11 protein-coding genes (1 of these 11 cut by a window edge) are annotated in these 17,756 nt (G+C 63.5%); 4 read left to right on the forward strand and 7 right to left on the reverse strand.

What is annotated here, in order from left to right; all coding sequences use genetic code 11:
- Positions 1-328 carry the beginning of a sigma-70 family RNA polymerase sigma factor gene (locus BH682_RS19735; protein WP_003945115.1) on the reverse strand. It extends 647 nt beyond the left edge of the window, so the window shows 328 of its 975 coding nt (coding positions 1-328); it begins with the start codon at positions 326-328; its stop codon lies off the left edge, out of view.
- A 53-nt stretch (positions 329-381) separates the two neighbouring features.
- Positions 382-1,113, reverse strand: a complete 732-nt coding sequence (locus BH682_RS19740) for a GNAT family N-acetyltransferase (RefSeq protein ID WP_075833855.1) — start codon at positions 1,111-1,113, stop codon at positions 382-384.
- Between the two features lie 215 nt (positions 1,114-1,328).
- Here BH682_RS19740 and BH682_RS19745 point away from each other — a divergent pair, with 215 nt between their 5' ends.
- The gene (locus BH682_RS19745; protein ID WP_223304680.1) at positions 1,329-2,102 is read left to right on the forward strand and encodes a hypothetical protein; all 774 of its coding nucleotides are present in this window, start codon (positions 1,329-1,331) and stop codon (positions 2,100-2,102) included.
- 542 nt (positions 2,103-2,644) lie between these two features.
- Complete coding sequence (locus BH682_RS19750; RefSeq protein ID WP_075835387.1) at positions 2,645-8,128, forward strand: ATP-binding protein; 5,484 nt, start codon at positions 2,645-2,647, stop codon at positions 8,126-8,128.
- A 69-nt stretch (positions 8,129-8,197) separates the two neighbouring features.
- Here BH682_RS19750 and BH682_RS19755 read toward each other — a convergent pair whose 3' ends face one another.
- From BH682_RS19755 to BH682_RS19765, 3 genes are read right to left on the reverse strand one after another with little or no spacing between them, the layout of a single operon-like run.
- Positions 8,198-8,479 (reverse strand): hypothetical protein, encoded by a 282-nt coding sequence (locus BH682_RS19755; protein WP_030536904.1) that lies wholly within the window; start codon positions 8,477-8,479, stop codon positions 8,198-8,200.
- An 11-nt stretch (positions 8,480-8,490) separates the two neighbouring features.
- A complete protein-coding gene (locus BH682_RS19760; RefSeq protein WP_075833857.1) occupies positions 8,491-12,594 on the reverse strand; it encodes a cation-translocating P-type ATPase in 4,104 nt (1,367 codons plus the stop codon).
- Positions 12,594-13,019: a hypothetical protein gene (locus BH682_RS19765; RefSeq protein ID WP_064112462.1), complete on the reverse strand. Its 426-nt coding sequence runs from the start codon at positions 13,017-13,019 to the stop codon at positions 12,594-12,596. Before BH682_RS19765 ends, BH682_RS19760 begins: the two co-directional genes overlap by 1 nt.
- A 183-nt stretch (positions 13,020-13,202) precedes the next feature.
- Here BH682_RS19765 and BH682_RS19770 point away from each other — a divergent pair, with 183 nt between their 5' ends.
- The gene (locus tag BH682_RS19770; RefSeq protein WP_007732210.1) at positions 13,203-14,150 is read left to right on the forward strand and encodes an aldo/keto reductase; all 948 of its coding nucleotides are present in this window, start codon (positions 13,203-13,205) and stop codon (positions 14,148-14,150) included.
- A gap of 2 nt (positions 14,151-14,152) precedes the next feature.
- Here BH682_RS19770 and BH682_RS19775 read toward each other — a convergent pair whose 3' ends face one another.
- Positions 14,153-14,923: a hypothetical protein gene (locus BH682_RS19775; RefSeq protein WP_003945109.1), complete on the reverse strand. Its 771-nt coding sequence runs from the start codon at positions 14,921-14,923 to the stop codon at positions 14,153-14,155.
- Between the two features lie 136 nt (positions 14,924-15,059).
- Positions 15,060-16,289: a hypothetical protein gene (locus BH682_RS19780; protein WP_075833859.1), complete on the reverse strand. Its 1,230-nt coding sequence runs from the start codon at positions 16,287-16,289 to the stop codon at positions 15,060-15,062.
- A 104-nt stretch (positions 16,290-16,393) separates the two neighbouring features.
- On the opposite strand from BH682_RS19780, the gene BH682_RS19785 reads away from it, so the two are divergent.
- Complete coding sequence (locus BH682_RS19785; RefSeq protein WP_042923399.1) at positions 16,394-17,740, forward strand: DUF5691 domain-containing protein; 1,347 nt, start codon at positions 16,394-16,396, stop codon at positions 17,738-17,740.
- The last annotated feature ends 16 nt before the right edge of the window (positions 17,741-17,756 follow it).

Below are 17,756 nucleotides of genomic sequence, written 5' to 3' on the forward strand. Positions count from 1 at the left end.
GTTCCAACCAGGCAATCTCGTTGCGCTCGATCAAATCGTCGGCCGGGTCCGAACTAGGTGCGCCGAGGCCGGTCGGGAGGGGACGCCTCGATCTCCCCTCCAGCGCGGTCAGGCAGGTATTCGTCGCGATGCGGTAGAGCCAGGTCCTGAGAGATGACTGGCCCTTGTAACCGTCGAACCCGCGCCAAGCCCGGATGAACGTCTCCTGGACCTGGTCTTCGGCGTCGTGAATCGACCCCATCATGCGATAGCAGTGCGCCAGCAACTCGCGGCGGTACGGATCGGCAAGAGTGAGGAAATCACTGTCCAACGCCTGATCGACTGTCATTTGTTCAGACTAGTGGCCGAGCGCCCGAAACACAGGCGTCGGCGAGAATTCGATCAGGCAGGCGCCTGCACAGAAGTCAACCTGGATCTCTTCCGGAGAACGAACCCCAGTGATTCGTAGAGTCTGATCGCATTCGTATTCGATTGCACTGCATGGAGAAATGGCAGCTCGCCGCGCTCGCGAATCCCGGCAGCGACGGCACGGATCAGCGTCGTACCCAGGCCTCGACCCCGAAAGTCGCTGTCAGTGCACACCGCACTGATTTCCGTCCATCCCGGAGGGTGCAACCGCTCCCCCGCCATGGCAACAAGTCTTCCGTCGACGCGAATGCCGTAGTAACTGCCCATCTCGACGGTACGAGGAAGAAACGGTCCTGGCTTGGTGCGCTCGATCAATGCCAGAATTTCGGGAACGTCGCCCGTTCCGAGAAGTTCGACCGACGGATCAACGGAGACTTCGAGTGCGGATCCGTCCATCTGCACCGAACCGAACTGATCCACAACGCGCCACCCTTCCGGCGGGCGGTGATCAAATCCTCGCAAACCTACTGTGCCGCCAGGACCTACGAGTGTGAGTAGGTTCTCCCAGTCCTCGGCGTCCAACTCGGGCGGATGACCGACAAACGGCGCGACCGTCGGGTCGTATCGCGCAACTCTCCCTGCCCAGCGAGCGAATTGCGCATGATGTCCGCGAAGTCCTTGTCGCACAGGATCGTCCAGCGGATGGGTGTCGACATCCGTGTCAACTGTCTCGACAAACGACGCCAGGGTCGCCTCCGTGGTCATCGAACCTCTTCCTGCCCTATTTGCCTGTGATGGAGGCGAACGAACCTCCCCGCCCACCTCTATGACAACGCTAGGAACACTTGCTGTCGTAGTCGCCGGATAGAATCAAGATGATTCTGACCTCGACCTGTATTTCCGGCGTCAATCAGGGCTCGATTGCAGATCTGCACCAGGACATTCGTCGCGACGCCTCACCAACCGGAAGGCTATTTGGCATGAGCAACTCCGACCCGATCAGGTCTGCATTCGACCAGTTGCCCCTGAAGGAGATGGACGCTGCAACGCTGGTCTTCGCCATCGAGAGCGCCGTCGACGAGCTGGCGATCTCGGGTGAAACCCTACGGCTCGCCATGGAGGTCGCGACCCTTGCGCACCTCGATCAGTTCAGAAAGAACGGGATCAAGTCCGACGAGGATCCCTACATCGTTCATCCCCTACGAAATGTATTGCGGCTGCTTCGGTACGGGTGCTCCGATGTCGAGATCCTGAGCGCAACCGCGCTTCACGACACGGTCGAAGACCGACCACACGCCGTCATCGCGCTCCTCGGTGGCCAGACTGCAGACGACATGTCCGCATCCGAAGCGCAGGAACGTGCGTCAACACTCATCGCCTCGCGCTTCGGCCACAGAATCTCCGAACTTGTTGAGGCAGTGACCAATCCAATCGACTACCCATGCGACAACACCACCGCCGGATATCAGGATCACGTCATCCGCGCGATAGCGGATCCCGCAGTATTCCTCGTGAAGTTCAGCGACTTCGTCGACAACGCGGGAAGCGTGAAGTACCTGAGCGAGACCGACAGGCTGAGGCTGGTCACGAAATACGAACCACTCGTGGAGCACTTCAAGCGGACTTCACTTGCTCTCGGCAACGGATTGCACCTCCCTCCCTCAGGACTCGACGCGATTGCAAAGCACATCGCAACCATCGAACGCGATTTCTCGAATACGGTCCGACCGGACATAAAAAATACTCGCCAGTAGTACCGATCAGTAATAATCGAGCAACCCAGAGAATTCTCCGAATATGCGATTTTGTTACCAGTGAGTATTCACTTTCTTGCCGATTACATTACCATCGTGATCCGTGTCACAAGTCCGAATTCCATTGCACCGCAATGATTTAACGCCATATGTGTAACCGTGGTTCACGTTGACTAATATTCTTCAATTCGCCCAGGTGACATGAGCGTCGACATACTGCATTCTTAGATAAACCAGGGATTCCCTGGAAGCAGACACAATATGTTGCTGATTCGTGATTGGAGCGGTTCTGAGTCCACGCCTGCAGGGTGGCGCACAAGGCACACAGTGCCTCAGCGCACACAGCGCTTCGGTGCACACAGTGCTTCAGCGCAGGGGACTCGACGAACCGGAAGGGCAATCACTTGCCGACGCGCAACCGGGGGAAACACAGCGCATCGCGGCGTAGTTCACGAACCGGGGAATCCGGGTACGTGGGACACGGTCGGCTCATATCGCAACGTACGTGACGAAGAATCTCATCAAGGACGGTGGCAGTGACAATGTTCAAACGAATCGCAGTGGTCAATCGAGGTGAGGCCGCGGTCCGGCTGATCAGGGCTGTACGCGAACTGAACGCCGAACACGACTACGGCATTCGCGTCATTGCGCTGCACACCGAGGCCGAGCGCCGCGCCATGTTCGTCCGCCAGGCCGATGAGGGCGTGACCCTGCGCAGCACCGGCACCGGTAGCCCGTACCTCGACTACGCCGAACTCGAGCGAGCACTGCTCGCAGCCAAGGCCGACGCAGTCTGGGTCGGCTGGGGCTTCGTGGCCGAGGATCCCGCCTTCGCGGAGATCGTCGCGAAACTGGGCATCACGTTCATCGGCCCGAGCGCCGACGCGATGCGCCTGCTCGGCGACAAGGTTGCCGCCAAGATCCTGGCCGAGAAGGTCGGCGTACCGGTCGCCCCGTGGAGCGGCGGACCGGTCGAAACGCGCGCCGACGCTCGTCGTCATGCTCAGTCCATCGGATATCCCCTGATCATCAAGGCCCGAAGCGGCGGCGGCGGACGCGGTATCCGCAAGGTCTGGGCCGAAGACGAACTCGAAGTTGCACTCGAGCGCACGCAGGGCGAAGCAGAGCGGTCCTTCGGCGACCCCGTCGTCTTCCTCGAACGCCTTGTCACCGATGCACGCCACGTCGAGGTACAGGTCATCGCCGACAACCACGGCAATGTCTGGGCTCCGGGCGTTCGCGACTGCTCGATTCAGCGTCGCAACCAGAAGGTCATCGAAGAATCCGCCTCCCCCGTCCTGACCAAAGAACAGTCGGACCACCTCAAGAAGGTGTCCGCCGAACTGGTCAAGGCAGCCGGGTACCAGGGCGCAGGCACGGTCGAATACCTCTACCAGCCCGAGAACAAGCTCTTCACGTTCCTCGAGGTCAACACCCGCCTGCAGGTCGAGCACCCGATCACCGAGGTCACCACCGGAATCGACCTCGTCAAGCTGCAGATTCTGGTCGCCAGTGGTGACGAATTGGTCGGTGACTGCCCGCCCGCATTCGGCCACGCCGTCGAAGCCCGCCTCAACGCCGAAGACGCCGACAACGATTTCGCGCCGGCACCCGGCACCGTTCAGCTCCTCAAGTTCCCGCTCGGCTCCGGCATCCGGGTCGACACCGGCATCGCTGCCGGGGACGTCATTCCGCCCGACTACGACTCGATGGTCGCGAAGGTCATCGCGTGGGGCCGCAACCGCTCCGAAGCGCTTGCGCGTCTGCGCACCGCCCTTCGTGAAACCACTGTCGTACTCGACGGCGGCACTACCACCAAGTCGTTCCTCCTCGATCTACTCGATCGAGACGAGGTCATCTCGGCATCCGCGGATACCGGCTGGCTCGACCGCACGGGCGCCCTCACCGGCACCACTCGCCGCGCGGACGTCGCGCTGATCGCCACCGCCATCGATGCTTACGACGCCGAGGAGTCCCTCGAGCGTGCGGCCTTCCTCGCCTCGGCACGTGGCGGCCGCCCACGCGCCAATCACGCGATCGGCCGTACCGTCGAGCTCAACTACCAAGGTCAGGCATACAAACTGACTGTCGGGCGTATCGGCCCGCACCGCTACCGCGTCGACGGAGACGCCGGAGACATCGAGGTCGACGTCGATCGTCTCGGTGACTTCGAGTCACGGCTGGTGATCGGTGATCGCCGCTTCCACGTCGTTTCCGTCGTGAGCCCGGCTCGCTATCTCGTCGAGGTCGACGGCATCAGCCACCAGATCAGCCAGGACGACGCCGGCGTAGTCCGCGCGCCGGCTCCCGCCGTAGTGGTAGCAGTACCGGTCGCGGTCGGCGACGACGTCGAAGCCGGATCCACTCTGGTCGTGCTCGAATCCATGAAGATGGAGACCGCGGTTCGCGCTCCGTACGCGGGCAAAGTGCGTGAGGTTCTCGCTACCGTCAACTCCCAGGTCGATGCCGGCGCACCGCTCCTGCGCGTCGATCAGGTCAGTGAGGAAGCTGTCACGGAGAAGGCTCCGCGAGTCCAATTCGATCTTCCCGCAGCAACTTCCGGATCCGATACCCGCGCAGATGCATTGGCACAGCTGGAAGCACTGACCGCGATGATCAGTGGCTACGACGTCAGCGGCAAGCACGCAAACGCTGTTCTGGCCGAATACGACGCACTTCGCAGCGCACTCGAATCCGAGGACCGCGAACTGGTCCAGGCAGAACTGGCTGTGCTGACCACCTTCGCCGACATCTGCGAACTCTCGCGCAACAAGCCCACCTCGGGCGAGTCCGCGAAGGACGAGTCCGTCCACAGCCCCCGCGAGCACTTCCACACCTTCCTGCACTCACTCGACTCCGAGCGCGAAGGTTTGCCGGCGTCGTTCCGCACGAGACTCGAACGGGCACTTCGCCACTACGACGTCACCGATCTGGAAGATCGCCAGGCCGTCGAGGAAGCGGTGTACCGACTCTTCCTGGCTCTGCAGCGCATGGAAGCCCAGATCCCGGTCATTGCAGCACTTCTCGAAGGCTGGCTCGTCGGCGACAAGGCTCCCGGTTGCTCGGCGCAGGAGCTCAACGAGGTTCTCGATCGACTCATCGTCGCGACGCAGGTCCGCTACCCCGTCATCGGCGACGTCGCCCGCAACCTTCGCTTCCGGTTCTTCGACGAGCCGCGCATCCGCAAGGTTCGCGAAGACGTCTACGACGGAGTACGCGGCAACCTCGCCTACCTCGAAGAGCAGCCGGACGCTGCCGATTTCGACGAGCGAATCGCCAATCTCGTCGCCACTCCCGAACCGCTCCTGGACCTGTTGGGTCGAAAGATCGGCCTCGGCAACCGCGATGGCGGCCCTCTGCTCGAGGTCATCACGCGTCGCTACTACAAGATTCACTCGTTCGAAGACGTCCGCGTTTTCGAGCACGTCGACCGCCGTTTCGTGACCGGTAACTTCGACCTCAAGGGCGACGGGCTGCATCTGGTCTCGACGGTGGCCGAATTCGACGCTCTCGGTACGGCTCTCGACGATGTCGCCACGATCGCGCAGGATGCTCCATCCGGTCGCGGGCTGGTAGTCGACATCTACCTCGACTGGCCGAATCAGCCCGCCGACGGCGACACGCTCGTCGAGACGCTGCGCACCGAACTCTCGCGCAACGAGACGATCACACGGTCTCGCCGCGCGACTGTGATCATCTGCAATCCGAATGGGGAGCCGGTCCGCTGGGTCACCTTCCGCCCGATCGACGGTGAACTGGTCGAGGACAACATCATCCGCGACATGCATCCGCTCACGGGTCAGCGTCTGGACATGTGGCGTCTGAAGAACTTCAACGGCAAGCGTCTGCCGGCTCCGGAGAACACCTACCTGTTCCACCTCTCCGCCAAGGAGAACCCGAAGGACGAGCGCCTGATCGCTCTCGCGGAAATCCGTGACGTGACACCGCAGCTGGACGACGAAGGCCAGATGGTTGCGCTTCCGGCCATCGAGCGCACACTTGCCGCGTGCCTCGACGGCATCCGCCGTGCGCAGTCCCAGCGCGGAGACAAGCGTCGACTGGCAGCCAACCGCGTCGTGCTGTACGTGTGGCCGGTCGCCGACGTTCCCAGCGAACGCTTCTCCGTGATCGCTCAGAACGCAGCCCGACTGACCGTCGGCGCCGGGCTAGAAGAGATCACACTCATCACCCGCCTGAAGGACCGAAAGGGCGGCGCGCCCAAGGAAGTTGCGCTGCGATTCTCCTACCGCGCAGGTGCCGGTGTGGTCATCAACAAGACCACGCCTCCCACTGAACCGCTGCTCCCCCTCGACGCGTACGCCCAGAAGGTCCAGAGTTCGCGGGCACGCGGAACTGTGTACCCGTACGAGCTGATTCCACTCCTGACCGGCACCAAGGGCACCTTCGTCGAGCACGACTTCGACGAAGCGGGCGTCCTGTCACCTGTCGAGCGTCCGTACGGGCTCAACAAGGCCGGCATCGTCGTCGGCCTCGTGAACACGCCGACGCCGCGCTATCCCGAGGGAATGACCCGTGTCGCGCTATTCGGTGACCCCACCAAGGCGCTCGGTACCGTCGCCGAGGCCGAATGCTCACGCGTCGTCGCTGCCATCGACCTGGCCGAGAAGTTGAACGCTCCGGTCGAGTGGTTCGCACTGTCCTCCGGTGCCACCATCTCGATGGAGAGCGGCACCGAGAACATGGACTGGGTCTCCCGCGGTCTGCGCCGGATCATCACCTTCACCCAGAACGGCGGCGAGATCAACATCGTCGTCACGGGCATCAACGTCGGCGCTCAGCCCTACTGGAACGCCGAAGCCACCATGTTGATGCACACCAAGGGCATTCTGGTGATGACCCCGGACAGCGCGATGGTGCTGACCGGCAAGCAGTCTCTCGACTACTCCGGTGGTGTGTCGGCCGAGGACAACTTCGGTATCGGTGGCTACGACCGCGTCATGGGCCCCAACGGCCAGGCGCAGTACTGGGCCCCCGACCTCACTGCGGCGTGCGAGATCCTGTTCCGTCACTACGCACACTCGTACCTCGCTCCCGGCGAACGGTTCCCGCGCCGCGCAGCGACGACGGACCCCGTCGATCGCGACGTGCGTAGCTTCCCGCACACCCACCCGTCGAGCGACTTCGAGACGGTCGGCGACATCTTCTCCTCGGCGAAGAACCCGGATCGCAAGAAGCCCTTCGACATTCGCACCGTGATGCGTTCGGTGGTCGACCAGGACCACTCTGTTCTCGAGCGTTGGGCCGACATGGCCGGCGCCGACACCTCGGTCGTTCTGGACGCGCATCTCGCCGGACATCCGGTCACAGTGGTGGGCATCGAATCCCGCGCGATCCCACGTAAGGGGCACTTCCCCGCCGACGGTCCCGACACCTGGACGTCGGGAACGCTGTTCCCGAACTCGTCGAAGAAGACTGCCCGCGCGATCAATGCTGCGAGCGGCAACCGTCCGATCGTGGTGCTGGCCAACCTGTCCGGCTTCGACGGTTCCCCGGAGTCGCTGCGCAACATCCAGCTCGAGTACGGCGCCGAGATCGGCCGCGCCATCGTCAACTTCGACGGACCGATCGTGTTCTGCGTCGTCTCCCGCTACCACGGCGGCGCGTTCGTCGTGTTCTCCGGTGCGCTCAACGACAACATGGAAGTTCTTGCTGTCGAAGGCTCGTTCGCGTCGGTACTCGGCGGCGCCCCCGCCGCCGCAGTGGTCTTCACCCGTGAGGTGAACACCCGCACCAACAACGACCCGAAGGTGCAGCAACTGGAGGCAGACTTGGCAGCAGCCAAGGATGACACGGAGAAAGCACATCTGCGCGTAGAACTGAACGCTCAGCGCATCGCCGTCCGCTCCGACAAGCTCGGCGAAGTGGCATCCGAATTCGAAGCGATCCACAACATCCAGCGGGCCCGAGAGGTCGGCTCGGTGGATGAGATCGTCCCTGCCGCAGAACTGCGTCCGCAGATCATCGCAGCAGTCGAACGCGGCATGAAGCGCGCACTCGCGCAGTAAGTTTCTCCGCACGTCGAGCGGTCCCGCGAAATGCGGGGCCGCTCGATTTGTGTCCAGGCAGCGCCTGCGTCAGACGCCCTCGAGCGCCTCTCCGATCTCTTCGAGGACGTGATTGTGCTGCTCTGTTGCGAGCAGATGCCCCGCTGCAATGGTGACTGCCACGGGCCACTCGATGATCTCGAAGGCGACCATCAGTCCCATCACCGCAAAGTAGGCGATCTGCTCGGGTCTCGGAACAGGGATGGCACCGACGATCGGTAGCTCCAACTCGAAGCTCCGTGCCGAACGGACGGATTCGACTACCGCGCGGTGATCGACGGGGTTCGTGTGGTCGACGGTGTTCTGGGACATGTCACGATTCCTCAGGATTCATCTCGGGTCGCCCGGGAGTTCGGCGACGTGTCACTTCCAGCAGCGACGCTCACAAGCGTGTCCGATTCACCGGTTTCCGCTTCTTTGATTTCCACGTCGCTGATTTCCACGCTGTCGCGGGCGCTGACTCCCCCGGTTCGGGAGGTGTACGCAGTGCTCGTTCGCGTCGGGATCTTGCGAATCGTCGACTGACCGTTCGCGTTCTCCTCAGTTGCGGCAATCCGCTCCAACGCCCGCGGGGCCAGCGCCGCGAGCAGCGTCGCCGCCGACGCGCAGCCCACCGCTTGGCCCCAGGCGATGGGACCGAGCGGCGTGCAACCGAGAAATTGGCTCACCACGGGTGTGCTGACGAGCGTCGCCAGCGCCGCAGCGGATCCGGCAACGGTTGCGACCACCAGCGGACTGCGTGATTCGAGCAGCGTCTGCCCCAGTTGGGTGCCCACCAGGGCAACCAACGCCACCGTCGACGCTCGCCGCCTCCTACCGCTCGCCCGGGCCAGAAGCCACGCTGCCAGCGCACCGATTGCCGTGGCACCGCCGCGGACAGCGATCGTCTGCCACAAGGCATGAGCGTCCATCTGTTCGGACTTCTCGGATCCGTTCTCGGACGGGGTGCTCACCGCAAGCGCGGCAGCGGGCAAGGCGTCCGTCATCAGATTGACCAGTAGCAACTGCCTTGCGTTGAGCGGTGATTCGCCGGACAACGCAGAACCGATCAGCGCGAATGCGACTTCACCCGCGTTGCCTCCGAGCAAAACCCCTACCGCTGATCTGACCCGCCGCCACAATTGACTGCCCTCGTCCAATGCGTCGGTCAGTCCGCCGACACGGCCGTCGAGGAGCACGATGTCTGCGGCGCCGCGCGCCGGATCACTGTCAGTCGACGCCACCCCGATTCCCACGCTGGAAACTCGGATCGCCGCAGCATCGTTCGCGCCGTCACCGACCATGGCGCACACCCGCCCGTCGGTCTCCAACGCTTGCACGATCTCGACCTTCTGCTCGGGTGTCACGCGCGCAAAGACGCTGCTGCCGCGGACCGCATCCCGTCTTTCGGCGCGAGAGAAGTTCTCCCAGTCAGGACCGGTGACAACATCCTCGCGTGCGACGTCCAACCCCAGTTCGGTGGCGACCGCGGCCGCTGTTGTCGGATGATCCCCGGTCAGCACGCGCACTTGCCGTCCGTCGCCTCGAAGTTCTCGAACAAGTTGCGTTGCTTCGGGTCTCAGCGTGTCCGAGAGTCCGAGAAGGCCGACCGCTTCCAACCCCTCGGAGCAACACTGTTCGAGAAATTGCGAGTCTTCGCCTGCGCGTCGCGCGTCGTGTTCCGACAACTCGCGCTGGGCGACGGCAACCACCCGCAGCCCGCGTCCGGCCATGCTTTGAACGTGCTTCGCCGACACAGCATTCGGATCTCGTCCTGCTTCGGTCACGAATTCCGGCGAACCTTTGAGTGCGATCCGCCTGCCGAGCAAAGCTGCCGAGTACGGCCGCCCCGACCTGAACGGAACGAGGTTGTTCGCCTCGACGTCACCGAAAACCGAAGCATCGTCCAGAGCTTGCTGGGCTGCATCGACGACGGCGGCATCCGTCGAATGAAACACGCGATCGTCGCGACTTCCCAAGGCACTGCGCGCCGCAACTTCCAGAATCTCGCTTTCGTCCCAGCCGTCGACGCGTTCGACCGCGGCCACCCGTAGCTTGTTCTCGCTGAGGGTTCCGGTCTTGTCGAAGCAGACCACGTCGACACGACCGAGCGCTTCTATCGATCGTGGCGCACGAACCAACACTCCTGCTGCAGTGAGCCTTCGCGCTGCGGCCTGCTGAGCCAGAGTGGCAACCAGAGGCAGCCCCTCCGGCACGGCAGCCACAGCTACGGCCACACCTCCGGTGACGGCGCGGCGCAGACCGGTACCACGAAGCAGACCCGCGACTGTCACCAACGCCCCACCGCCGATACTGGCCGGCAGAGTCGCCCTCGTGAGTTCGCGAAGTCTGTTGGTCAGGCCCACAGCAGGTCCGGATCGGGACACACCGACATCGGCACGCCTGGTCACCGTTCGGGCTCCGATGGCCGTGACCACGCCACGACCGGATCCGGCAAGCACTGTTGTCCCTGCGTAGGCCATGCACCGTCGCTCGGCCAGTGGCATCCCAGGGGTCGGGTCGGTCTGCTTGTCGACGGGCAGGGACTCTCCCGTCAACGACGACTCGTCGACTTCCAGTGATTCGACGCTCAACAGGCGACAATCTGCGGGCACGATGTCCCCGGACTCGATTGCCACGACGTCACCGAGTTCGAGCGCGTCGGCCGCTGTCTCGACCGTGCCGTCGTTGGTTACTCGCCGAGCTACCGGTTCCTGAGTCCGCAAGAGCCGCTGCACCGCCCGCTCCGAATGAAGCCGTTGAACAGCGGACATCGCGGCATTGCCGACCAAGACCGAGCCGACCAGGACGGCGTCTACCGGTGAACCGAGGACTGCACTGGCAGCGGAGCCGGTCGCCAACACAGGCGTCAGTGGATCCGCCAATTCTGTTCGCAACGCCGACAATCCGTCACGGATCAACCTGAACCGTGCGGGCGCTCGCACACGAGCTTCCGCACGGTGCGGTGTATGTCGGATGGATTCGGATAGTTCGCGAACGACAGCATCACCGTCCATCTCATGCCAGGTATCGCTCGGAGTACCGACAGGGACGGGCGCTTGAATCACAGATCGGGACAAGGTGTATCCGGTCCACAGTCCCGCGGCCGAACCAGCTGTGATCGGCCCCGGCCCAGCCCCTCGAACTCCCGGAAGCATGATCAAGGCACCCAATGCCGAAGAGCCTGAGGAGAGTTCGACACCGCGCCTCGTCGCTGTTCGAGCAGCCGGGAGCGCATGGACAACCCGCCACGCCCCGGCCAAGTCGGTGTGGATGTCGGCACTCACGTGCTCGCCACTCGGTGGTGAAATCCCGATGCGTAGCACTGCCTGTCCCGATATCGCCCTACTCGACACGATCGCAACTGTCCGACCCTCGGCCACCAACGCCGAGAGAGCCTCGCGCAGGCCGGCTTCGGCAGTCGATTGCGCCGGATAGAGCTCGTCGAATCCACTTCGCAGTGATCCGAGCCCGTCGTCGTCGATCGTGACGGCTGCGACCCCGGCCGCACGTATTTCGCCTATCAGTGTTTCCGCCAGACCTTTTCGCACGGGTCGCACGACCACTTCGGCGCCGCCGAAGCGGTGCCTTCCCACTCCCACAGTTCCGTCGTTCAGAGCTTTCCTGGCTTGTTCCCACACTGCGACGCGATCCGACTCGGCCACCTCTCGTATGTCGGAAACCCGGAGCGAGTCGTCGAAGAGGACGCTCGGATCGACGAGGACGGTGTCAATACGATCGAGCATGCGTAGAGCCGCAGAGTCCGAAACGGCGGTGTGGTGCGTCCGCCACAGACCGTATGACACACCAGCAGCGAATGATTCGCGCGACATCCGAAGCGGCCGCGGCGCCGAAACCTTGATACTCGTCGCGACGGTGTCGCCGCCGGCAGAGACGGTAGCCAGTGCAGCCCCGGCCACCAACTGAACCCCTGCGATCCTGTCTGCGTAACGCTCACCTGAGCCACTCGGTTCAGGCCTCACGGAAGAACCGCGACCGCCAGGTTCGAATGGCCCCACACGCCGAGAGCTTCGCGCCGCCAGAGTTTCGCGCAGCAGCATCGTCCGCAGCCAGAAATCCACGCCCAATGACGCAGGCGCATAGGTCAGAACATCCGCGAACGACGTCGCCGACTCCAATGCGAAGTCGGTGAGCGAACGGCCAAGGCGCTGTTCGATTCGCCGACGCACCCGGGGTTGATAATTGATCGCCGACACCGCCGCCGAGACATAGGCGGAACCTGGGATTCGCGGGGCACCGAATATCGATCCCGCTGCTGCAGGAATCATCCCCACACCCGCCAACGCGAGGGTGCCGGTCCGCAACGCCACGTCACTGACAGCGGTTCGCGGAATCGTCGAACCACCCACCAACGCGAGTCCCGACAACGCCAGACGCGGAGGCAAAGTTGCCACCGACACCGCACGCCGGGCCATCGCTGAGAACATCAGTGAGTGGATCGAGTGTGCGAAGAACTGTGAGTTCGATCCTGTGACCGGCCGGCCGCCTTGTGGGAGTTTCCGCTCGATTCCTTCTTTACCTGTTCTGGCTTGCTCGTGCGGCCAACCGCCTTGACCTCGCGATCCGTCCGACCGCTCTTGCGATCCCATTCGTGGAGTATCAGGGCCGTGCCGCCGACTGCCAAGATCACCGGCCATTCCACCAATCCCGCCGCACCCACGGCCGCCATCGTGAGAACCGCCGTCGGCGTCGAGGAACTACCCGCACGAATTCCGTCTCGGACACCCTCCGCCGATCCGCGTATCCCGCCCGTCACTCCACCGATCACTCCACCACCGACGGCTCCGGCCACCGTCGTCGTTGCGTCTGCCACCCCACGAACGACGCGGGTGGCTTCGTCCACAATCATCATCGGACGCTCCTATCAGCAGTCCATCGAAGAATTCAGTATTTGAGGCCATACCCAACGCTGACGGCGGCAATCACGATCCGATACATTTTTCGGCGAACCTGGCGAGGGCGCGCCATCGCCAGCGCCGTGAGAGGGTACGGTGCGGGATGCAGCGACCACCTTCATCGACGGGAGTTCCACACAGTGGCGATCATCGGAAATTCGGACCTCGACATCTTCCGACTTAGCTTGGGCGGCAACCCTTTCGGATGGACAGCAGACGAGAAGACGTCCTTCGAGATCCTCGACTCGTTCGCCGAAGCCGGTGCAAATTTCATCGACACCTCCGACTCGTACACAGCGTCGGCTCCCGGCAATTCCGGCGGGGAATCCGAAACGATCATCGGGAAATGGATCACCGATCGGGGACTGCAGAACGACATCGTCGTCGCCACCAAGGTGGGTAGCCATCCCGATTTCAAGGGCCTGAAGGCCGACAACATCGCGGCCGCAGCTGAGGCGTCGCTGCAGCGCCTGCAGACGGACTGCATCGATCTGTACTACGCGCATTTCGACGACCCGCAGACTCCGCTCGAGGAAACTCTCGAAGCCTTCAATGCGTTGGTCGTCGCGGGCAAGGTTCGCTATCTCGGAATCTCCAACTACAGCCCCGACCGCGTCCGGGAGTGGCTGCGGATCACCGAGGAGAACGGTTACGCCGCGCCCATCGCCCTGCAACCGCACTACAACCTGGTTCACCGCAAGTCGTACGAACCCGAACTTGCCCAGATCGCCACCGACAACAACATCAGCGTCTTCCCGTACTTCGCTCTCGCTTCCGGCTTCCTGACCGGAAAATACAAGACCCGCGCGGACATCGAAGGCAGCTCCCGCGAACGACTGACGGCCGGATACTTCAGCGACGCCGGACTCGACGTCGTCGCGGAACTGGCGACAATCGCGCAGGCACACGACAGCGAGATCTCGACCGTCGCGCTGGCCTGGCTGCTGACTCGACCGGGCATCACCGCACCGATCGCGAGCGTCAGCCGGCCCGAGCAGCTCCCGGCGCTACTGGACGCCCCGAATCTGGTGCTCTCGTCGAATGAACTGGACACTCTCGAACGGGTGTCGGCGGCAGTCGGAGCCTGAGATCAGGCAGTTTTGAGATGAGCGCCGAGGGCCGTGTTGTTGATCGTCCAGAACGACCAACCGTCATGGCTCTCGGTGTCGCCTGAGATGTGACCGGTGACGGCATTTGCGGCCGCGGTCGGATCTGGGAATCGGCGGCCTTCCATCGGTCCGCGCATGATCTCGACGACCTCGGTGGTTTCGTCGAAGCGCCCGACCCAGCGATATCCGTGGCAATCGGCTGTCATCTCGAGGCGATTGTCGACGACTTCGATCTCCTCGACACCGCTGGCGCGACGCTTCTTCGCGGCGACTGGCGACGTCTTACGCTTGGTCGCAACCGGGGTCTCGACGTAAATGCTCGGATCCTTGACCGCGGCCAAGCCCAGCGCATCCCAACGATCGTGACCGTGCACGACGCGCCCACGCGGAATCGCGTGATGGCCGGTGCGATTACGTCCGGGGCTGTCCATGATCCACAGGTCGACCTCGGCGCGGATGTCGTCGGCGACCTCGTTGGAGGGCAACATGTAGAACTCGTGCGGATCTGCTGCCAGGTCGACGAACACCCAGAACTCGGAGCGGGTGTCGTCACTCTCGAGCGACTCGTCCTGACGCCTGGCCTGCCAGTCACCGTCGAGCTTGGACCGCACGCGGACGATTCGGCTGACACCGTCAGCGCCCGTCACCTCGACGGGATTACGACGTGAGTGCGTGAGACGGACAGCCTTGCCCCCACGCTGCGTAGCTTCGGAAATGAACGCATTGATGCCGCGGCTTGCGGTGTCTTCCATGATCGACCTGTCTCGAGCGGGTACGCCCGCATCACCGGATCGGCATCGGGGTCGAGCATTGAGCGAAATCCCGGCCTTTACTTCGATCGTGTGGCCGGTCAGTACCCCCGACCTTACAGCTCCGGCGACGGCCTGACTACGGCGCCCGACGCTCGTTCCCAGAGGTCAGCAGTGCAATGTCCCCGTAAAGCGCCGCCCGGTGAGCGAACATCAGCTCTTCCACACCGTCGAATTGATCCCCGACGTAGTGCGTGTTTGCAGCCGAAAGTTCACGTGAGCCGGAGCGCGCAAGTAGGTCGTCGATCCGGCTGTCGAGGCTCGCTGCATGCGCAACCGCGCGCTGCGAACTCAACTGATCCTCGGCCCGTGCGACCAGGTCACCGATCCGCGCGAGGGCCGCCACGCGCTCGACCAGCTGGTCCCAGACCGCGCCGAGCGCTTCCCTGCGCGAAGCGATTCCGGCTCGGGTTCCCTCGTCGCGTGCCAGTGTTTCCGCGTCGTCCAACTCCGCAAGAATCGAACGCAGCGCGACGGTGTCGACCGCGATCTGGGTGATCTCGTCGGCCAGGTCGAGTTGGTTGCGTTGAATGACGAAGTGGTCGGAATGCCACGCGCTGGAGCTTTCGATCCGGTCGAACAGATTCCCGGCGAGGTAAAGCAAGGCGTCGTACTCACCGGCGCGTCCCTCGGGTTCTGAATCGACCAGTCCGTCGAGGACTTCCGCGATGCGCCTTCCGGCATCGGCGATGACACCGGTTCCCTGGACCTTCCCGAACTGGGCGGCAAGTTTGTCGAGTGCTGCGTTTCCACTGCTGGCCACGACACCGAGCCCCACCGGCAGCTTGGCTGGAACCGGTGTACGGGTGAGCCCGGCAAAGAGAGCCTCGCGTTGCTCGACGTCGAGATGCAGGCCGTCGCGCCGGTCCTTGCGGATGGCACGGACACTGCTCGCGAAGTGACGATTGGAATGCACGATCGCCGATCGCATCGACTGAACGCGCTTGTCGAGCGCCTGCACCCGTCGTTCGAGGACAACCTGAACAGGGCCGATGCGAGTCGCGAGCAGTCGACGTCTGGTGCGGGCCAGCTCGTCGGTGACATACCGCAACTCCGAGAAGCCGCCGATCTCCGGGAACGAACGTCCGACACTGCGCCGGTTCGCCAGGATCGATCGCGTCGACTCGTCCCCATACCCCCCGGCAATCAGCAGCGCGACATCATCGGACAACTCCGGCCGGTTCGACTCGACGGTTCCCGCCGCACACCACTCCCTCACTCGGGTGGAGATGAGCGTTCGCCGTTCGGTCACCGATGCCACGACAAAGACGTCGTCAGTTCCGTCTCTCATCTCACGGCCATCCGTCATCTCACGCCTCCTGCTGGGTGCCGGTTACCACTGTTCCAGAATCTGCCGACACGCGCCCGACCCCTGCGACCCAGCTCGACGCACCCCTGCCATACCGTAGGCGGGTGACCTCCCTGCGATCAGACGCGCACGCAGGTCACTCGCGCGCATCGAAGACTGATCCAGCAGTTCAACCGCTGCTTCCCGACCTCGCGATCGAACAACTTCAGTCCTTGTTGCAAGTACGTTCCTGGACTCTCGCGGAATGGTTCGCGATGGCCGACCAACGCGGATTCCTCGCGCCCGCGGCCAGTGTCCCGCTCTTCATGGAAGCCGCGCTGAAGTATCCCGAGCACCGCGAGGCGCTACTTCGCCTCGCCGGTCGACGCGGGCAGTACCTGGCGGAGCAGAACCCGGATTGGGCCCAGCTACGACGAATCGGATCACGCCGGGACGAGCTGTGGCTTTCGCCCGATCGGGACGACCGTACGGCCTGGTTCGATTACATACGTACGGTCGACCCGGAACTGGCGAGCGAAGAGCTCGAGATCGCTTGGGACGACGAGGCCACGGCAAGCCGGCTGCACTTCCTCGACCATCTCGACGTCGGGCTGGGTGAACACGACTACGCGCTCCTCGAGCGTGCACTCGACGATCCAGCCGTGCGGGTCCGTGAGCGTGCAATTCAACTACTACGGCAACTCCCCCGATCTCCGTTTGCCTCTCGAATGGTCACTCGGGCTCGGTCCTGGGTGCGGCTCGAGACGAAGCCCTTGCGGCCGCGCCTTGCCGTCCGATTGCCCGGCTCGCTCGACGACCTCGCATTTCGTGACGGCATCGAAGACGTCCACTACAAGAACAAGGGCATCCGGCGCTGGTGGTTACGGCAAGTCGTGACCGCCACTCCGCTGACGCTGTGGGAATCTATGGCCGGTTCGCCACGCGAGGCCCTCACCATCCCCATCGAGAAGCAATGGCGCGCGGTGATGATCGAATCATGGATTGCCGCAACCGTTCTCCAGAAGAACACCGCGTGGGCGTCGGCATTTCTGGAGCGGGACGGGCGCACGACCGACCGGAGAATCGTCGCCATCGCGGACCCACGCGAGCGCGTCGAGTACATCGTTGCCGGCCACGCGGACGAGTACCTTCTGGGCGTCGACGGCAGCGCACTACTCGACGGCATCGACCGCCCATGGCCCCTGGCCGTCGCCGAAAAGTTGTTGAACGCCTTGGAGAACGAAGCGATGGAGCATGCTGCGACGGGTGAGGACTTGGGCATCCACTCGCGTCACAGTCACTTTTCCACCCTGCGAAGCGTGCAGGCGCGCTTCCCTTTCGACGCCGTACCGCTTCTGCAGGACGCGGCGGCCCGAACGAGTGACCCCGGGTGGCAACACGCATTCACCGACAGCGCCGTCAACATCGAGCAGCGCCGACTCCGCTTGGACGTCCTGCGCAATCACCGCTGAACGACGAAGGGGCCGC

Source organism: Rhodococcus sp. YL-1, assembly GCF_001942025.1.
GTDB classification, from domain to species: Bacteria; Actinomycetota; Actinomycetes; order Mycobacteriales; family Mycobacteriaceae; genus Rhodococcus_F; species Rhodococcus_F qingshengii.